At 63.6% G+C, this 5,444-nt stretch carries 5 protein-coding genes and 1 pseudogene; 1 reads left to right on the forward strand and 5 read right to left on the reverse strand.

Annotation, left to right across the window (positions count from 1 at the left end):
* From GIW02_RS26745 to GIW02_RS26755, 3 genes and pseudogenes are all read right to left on the reverse strand, one after another.
* Positions 1 to 144: pseudogene (locus GIW02_RS26745) on the reverse strand (aquaporin); the annotation flags it as partial.
* A gap of 115 nt (positions 145 to 259) precedes the next feature.
* Positions 260 to 1,444 (reverse strand): sugar transporter, encoded by a 1,185-nt coding sequence (locus GIW02_RS26750; RefSeq protein WP_236418216.1) that lies wholly within the window; start codon positions 1,442 to 1,444, stop codon positions 260 to 262.
* A gap of 148 nt (positions 1,445 to 1,592) precedes the next feature.
* The gene (locus tag GIW02_RS26755) at positions 1,593 to 2,591 is read right to left on the reverse strand and encodes a bile acid:sodium symporter family protein (RefSeq protein ID WP_236418217.1); all 999 of its coding nucleotides are present in this window, start codon (positions 2,589 to 2,591) and stop codon (positions 1,593 to 1,595) included.
* An 85-nt stretch (positions 2,592 to 2,676) separates the two neighbouring features.
* Here GIW02_RS26755 and GIW02_RS26760 point away from each other — a divergent pair, with 85 nt between their 5' ends.
* Complete coding sequence (locus GIW02_RS26760) at positions 2,677 to 3,465, forward strand: AraC family transcriptional regulator (RefSeq protein ID WP_236418218.1); 789 nt, start codon at positions 2,677 to 2,679, stop codon at positions 3,463 to 3,465.
* A gap of 146 nt (positions 3,466 to 3,611) precedes the next feature.
* Here GIW02_RS26760 and GIW02_RS26765 read toward each other — a convergent pair whose 3' ends face one another.
* Both GIW02_RS26765 and GIW02_RS26770 read right to left on the reverse strand, forming a co-directional pair.
* On the reverse strand, positions 3,612 to 4,847 hold the full coding sequence (locus tag GIW02_RS26765) for a Zn-dependent hydrolase (RefSeq protein ID WP_236418219.1): 1,236 nt from the start codon (positions 4,845 to 4,847) through the stop codon (positions 3,612 to 3,614).
* The gene (locus tag GIW02_RS26770) at positions 4,840 to 5,322 is read right to left on the reverse strand and encodes an L-2-amino-thiazoline-4-carboxylic acid hydrolase (protein WP_236418220.1); all 483 of its coding nucleotides are present in this window, start codon (positions 5,320 to 5,322) and stop codon (positions 4,840 to 4,842) included. The genes GIW02_RS26765 and GIW02_RS26770 overlap by 8 nt, the downstream gene beginning before the upstream one ends.
* Positions 5,323 to 5,444 lie beyond the last annotated feature (122 nt).

Raw genomic sequence — 5,444 nt, forward strand, 5'->3', positions numbered from 1 at the left:
CAACACGGTGAGCCCGAAGGCCAGCGACACCCCCGCAAAACCAATGCCCAACCCAGGAAATGCCGCCGCCAGGATGGCACTCCCACACCCGCCCAAAGTCAGCCAGAAAGTCCCCAGGAACTCCGCGATCAGACGTTTTTGCACACTCGACTCCATTGCTTCAAGCGCCGCCACCACAGGATGTGGGCGGTCCTGCGCGACGGTAGCAATGGGTATCAAAATGACCTGTAAGACTTGTCTGGTTTTAGCGGTTCAGCGCTCAGTGGGTCGCCACGCCCTGCCCGAATTTGCGGATCGCCAGGCAATACCCGATCAACGCCACCGCCGCCAGCAACCCGCCGGCGGCGCCGATCCAGGCGAAGCCAAAGTGGCTGCCGACCCAGCTGCCCATCAGGGCGCCGCCGCCGATGCCGATGTTGTAGATACCCGAGAACATCGCCATGGCCACATCCGTGGCGTCCGGGGCCAGCACCAGGACCTTGGACTGCATGGCCAGGCCGAAGCCCATGATGGCGATGCCCCAGAAGATGCTCAGGATCACCAGGTAGGATTCAGCGCCGCTCAACGGCAACAACAGCGCCAGGCACGCGGCCAGGATAAACACCGCACCGATCACGAACAGGTGCGGGTTGAAGCGGTGGACCAGGCTGAACAGCAGCGAGCCGATGATCCCCGCGCCGCCAAACACCAGCAGAATCAGGGTCACGGCGCTGCCGCCCAGGCCGGCCACGCCTTCGACGAAGGGTTCGATGTAGCTGTAGGCGGTGAATTGCGCGGTCACCGTCATCGCGGTCAGCACGTAGAGCGCCACCAGGGCCGGGCGCTTGAACAACAGCGGCAGGCTGCGCAACGAACCGGAGTTCTGGCTCGGCAGCAACGGCAAGGTGCGCGCCAGCCAGAACACCAGCGCGGCGGCGAAGGCGCCGATGACCAGGAAGGTGGTGCGCCAACCCATGGCTTCGCCGAGCAGGCGCCCCAACGGAATGCCCAAAACCATCGCCAGGGACGTGCCGGTGGCCAGCAGGCCAAGGGCTTGCACCTGCTTGCCTTCCGGCGCCAGGCGCACAGCCAGCGAGGCGGTGATCGACCAGAACAACGCATGGGACAAGGCGATGCCGACGCGGCTGAGCATCAAGATGCCGAAACTGGTGGCGACGCTGGAAAGGATATGGCTGGCGATAAACAGGCCGAACAGCACGATCAGCAACTTGCGTCGCTCGACGTTGCGGGTCAGCAGCATCACCGGCAGCGAGGTCAGCGACACGATCCAGGCATAGATGGTGAGCATCAGGCCGACGTTGGCAATCGGCATGTCGAAGCTGGCGCCGATGGCACTCAGCAGCCCGACCGGGACGAATTCGGTGGTATTGAACACAAAGGCGGCCAGCGCGAGGGCGATGACCGGTTGCCAGTTGGCTTGGGGGGTTGCGGCTGAAATGCTCATTTAAGGGCGAGGTACTCTGACGGTGATCAAACGGCCACCCAGGACAAGCGCCGTCGCCCGGTATTCTATAGGTTTCTCGCCAAGCTGTTGACGCTGATCCTACAGAAGGCCTGCGCGTATTTGTCGCACTCCCCAAGTAGCCGTTGGACTAAGGATCGACCTGCGCCATCAACTCCGGAATGCTTTCCGGCCGTTTTGCATAGCGCTGCGCCAGGGCCGCACAGACCATCAACTGGATCTGGTGGAACAACATCAGCGGCAGAATCAGCACCCCCATGGTGGCCCCGGCGAACAGCACCTGGGCCATCGGCACACCGGTGGCCAGGCTCTTCTTGGAGCCACAGAACAGAATGGTGATGCGGTCTTCCTGGTTGAAGCCGAACGCCTTGCCCAACAGCGTGGACGCCACCAGCACCAGGGCCAGCAGCACACAGCAGGCGACGACCAGGCCGCCCAGCTCCCACAGCGGGATCTGGTGCCAGATGCCTTCGTTGACCGCCTCGCTGAACGCGCCGTACACCACCAGCAGGATCGAGCCCTGGTCGACAAATTTCAGCCAGGACTTGTTGCGCCCTACCCATTCGCCGATCCAGCGGCGCGCGATCTGGCCCGCCACGAACGGCAGCAGCAGTTGCACGCTGATTTTCAGGATCGCATCGACGGTGGAGCCGCCCTCACCGTGCACATTGAGCAACAAGGTCACCAGCAACGGCGTGAGGAAGATCCCGAACAGGCTGGACGCCGCCGCACTGCAAATGGCGGCCGGAATGTTGCCGCGCGCCAGCGACGTAAAGGCAATCGCCGATTGCACGGTGGCCGGCAAGGCGCACAGGTACAGCATGCCCATGTACAGGTCTTTGCCGATCAGCGGCGACAACACCGGCTTGAGCGCCAAGCCCAGCAGCGGGAACAGCACGAAGGTCAGGCTGAACACCAACAGGTGCAAGCGCCAGTGCCCGGCCCCGGCGACGATGGCCTGGCGCGACAGTTTGGCGCCATGCAGGAAAAACAGCAGCGCGATGGCCAGGTTGGTCACCCAGCCGAACGCCACGGCAGTCTGGCCGCTGGCGGGCAGCAAAGAGGCGAGGATCACCGTGGCAATCAAGATCAGGGTGAAGTTGTCGGGCAGAAAACGCGGACGGGTCATAAGCAAATCTTCCAGGGGTTGCCAAGAGCATCGCCGCGACTCTAACGTAACGGCTTGTTACCGACTAACGCCAATGAGCCAGTAAATGCCGCCTAAAGGACATGCCAACACCGTGCGCCGCAGCATACCTGGGCTTTCCAGCCTGCCACGGCCGGTGTACGGGCGCACCGAATCGCTGCCCAATCGCGCGCTGACCCGCCGGCACAGCCACCCGTGGGTGCAGTTGTCCTACGCGATTTCCGGGGTGCTGGAGATCCAGACCAGCGTCGGCCGTTTCGTCGCGCCGCCGCAACGCGCGGTGTGGATCCCGGCGGGCATGCCGCACCGGGTGTACAGCTCGCCCCACACCGAGATGCGCAGCCTCTACCTCGATTGCAGTGTCACCGCCTGGGCGGCCGAGGACTGCCACGTGCTGGAGGTGAGCCATTTATTGCGTGAGCTGATCCGCAGCTTCAGCGAGCTGCCGGTGGAGTATGCCGAGGATGGGCCAGACGGCAGGCTCGCCCAAGTGGTGCTCGACCAACTGGCGGCCGCGCCGCAGGTGGACCTGATGCTGCCCTTGCCCCACGACCCGCGTTTGCGGCAGATCTACCGCAGCCTGAACCTGCACCCCGAGCAGCAGACCACCCTCGGGCACTGGAGCCAGAAGCTGGGCGTCAGCGAGAAAACCCTCAGCCGTTTGTTTCTGCGCGACACCGGGCTGACCTTTCGCGCCTGGCGCCAGCGCCTGCGCCTGCTCACCGCCCTGCCCGCTCTGGAGCAAGGCGAGCGGGTGACGGATGTGGCGTTGGGCTGTGGCTATGAATCGACGTCGGCGTTTATCAATGCGTTTCGCCAGCAGTTTGATGCTACGCCGGGTGAGTTCTTCCGCTGATCTCACAGCCTATGGAGATCCAAAGGTGGGAGGGGCGGTGCGACGATTCGACTTGCCCCCGATAGCGGTGGGTCAGATAAAAATGTATTGATTGACACACCGCTATCGGGGGCAAGCCCCCTCCCACCTTTCAACTGTGTGTTTCTTTAGAGCTGGGCCTTGGCCAAGATCGCCTGAAGCAGCACATCCGCGCCCGCTGTTGACCATTCGGGAGAAATCTCTTCCGCCTCGTTATGGCTGAGCCCATCCACACACGGCACAAAGATCATTGCCGTCGGCGCCACCTGGCTCAGGTAGCAGGCGTCATGCCCGGCGCCGGAAATCATAGGCCGATGGCTGTAGCCCAAGGCTTCGGCCGATGCGCGCACCACGTCCACGCAGTCAGGGTCGAAGGCAATCGGCGCGTATTGGAAGATCTGCTTCACGCTGTGCTGCAAGCCGATGACCTGGGCGATGCGCGCCACGGCGTCGCGTAACTGCTGGTCCTGGCGCGCCAGCACCGCTTCGTCCGGGTGGCGGAACTCGACACTGAAAAACACCCGGCCCGGCACCACATTGCGCGAGTTGGGGAAGATATTCGCCATGCCCACCGTGGCCCGCCCTTCGGCGCCCTGCTCCAGGCCCAGGCCATTGACGGCCTCGACCACTCGCGCAAAGCCGAGCAGCGCATCCAGGCGATGGTCCATCGGCGTGGTGCCGGCGTGAGCGCTGCGGCCGCTCAACTCTACTTCATACCAGCGCTGGCCCTGGGCGCCGGTGACCACACCAATGGTGATGCCCTGGGCTTCGAGGATCGGGCCCTGTTCGATATGCAGTTCGAACGCCGCGTGCACGGCCTGGCCACCCACCGGTTCGGGGCCGGCATAGCCGATCTGCTGCAAGGCTTGGCCGATGGTCACACCGGTTTTATCCGCGCGGGACAGGCCGTATTCCAGGTCGAACACACCGGCGTAGACGCCCGATGAAATCATCGCCGGGGCAAAGCGCGAGCCTTCTTCGTTGGTCCAGTTGACCACTTCGATCGGCCGCTCGGTGTCGATACCCAGGTCGTTGAGGGTGCGCACTACCTCGACACCGGCCAGCACGCCATAAATGCCGTCGTACTTGCCGCCGAACGGCTGCGAGTCGCCATGGGAGCCGGTGAGCACCGGCGCCAGGTGATCCTGACGCCCGGCACGGCGCGCAAAAATGTTGCCCATGGCGTCCACCCGGATGCTGCAACCGGCCGCCTCGCACCACTGCACGAACAAGTCGCGGCCCCGGCGGTCTTCGTCGGTCAGCGCCAGGCGTGAGACGCCGCCTTTTTCGGTGGCGCCGATCTGCGCCATCTCCATCAGCGACGCCCACAGACGTTCGCCGTTGACCCGTGCCAGGTTACTCATGGGGTTTGGCCCGATAACGGAAATCACAACGGTGATCGCCGCCCATGATGGTCTGGGTGCGGGTCAGTTCAATGTCCGGGTTATAGCCGACGATAAACAGCTCATCGCGGTTGCACGACAACAGGTGGCCGATCTCGCCCAGGCCCATCTCGGTGTACATCTCGGCGTAGCGGCAGCGCTTGACGTCATAGTCATAGTGCTCGGCATCGCTGGCGATAATCTCGACCTTGAGCGCGTCGTCCTTCTCCCACAGCACTTGCAGTTCGACGAAGCTCTTGAGGTCGGCGCCCTGCTCTTGCAGCGCGGCAAAATGCTTGCCGGCCTGGATCGCCGCATTGCCCACGGCTTCGCCGATCACCGCGGCGGCAAAGTCCTTGCCCTGCTCGCGCTTGAGGATCTCGTAGATCGGCTTGATGATTTCGGCTTCGATCCGCCGCCGGGCGAGAATGCCCAGTTCACCTTCGAGTTTGCTCATTGTGTGCCTCCACAGAATCTATAAGTACACGCTGCATCAATGTGGCGAGCGGGCTGTTGTGGCGCGCGGGCTTGTGTGGCGAGCGGGCTTGCCCGCGTTGGGCTGCGAAGCAGCCCCAATAC

The sequence above is a fragment of the Pseudomonas syringae genome (genome assembly GCF_021606685.1).
GTDB classification, from domain to species: domain Bacteria; phylum Pseudomonadota; class Gammaproteobacteria; order Pseudomonadales; family Pseudomonadaceae; genus Aquipseudomonas; species Aquipseudomonas syringae_R.

What these genes read in the sequence shown, in the direction of transcription:
- GIW02_RS26760 (WP_236418218.1), top strand. Translation starts at nt 2,677, where the DNA reads ATGCCGCCTAAAGGACATGCCAACACCGTGCGCCGCAGCATACCTGGG.
- GIW02_RS26750 (WP_236418216.1), bottom strand. Translation starts at nt 1,444, where the DNA reads ATGAGCATTTCAGCCGCAACCCCCCAAGCCAACTGGCAACCGGTCATC.
- GIW02_RS26755 (WP_236418217.1), bottom strand. Translation starts at nt 2,591, where the DNA reads ATGACCCGTCCGCGTTTTCTGCCCGACAACTTCACCCTGATCTTGATT.
- GIW02_RS26765 (WP_236418219.1), bottom strand. Translation starts at nt 4,847, where the DNA reads ATGAGTAACCTGGCACGGGTCAACGGCGAACGTCTGTGGGCGTCGCTG.
- GIW02_RS26770 (WP_236418220.1), bottom strand. Translation starts at nt 5,322, where the DNA reads ATGAGCAAACTCGAAGGTGAACTGGGCATTCTCGCCCGGCGGCGGATC.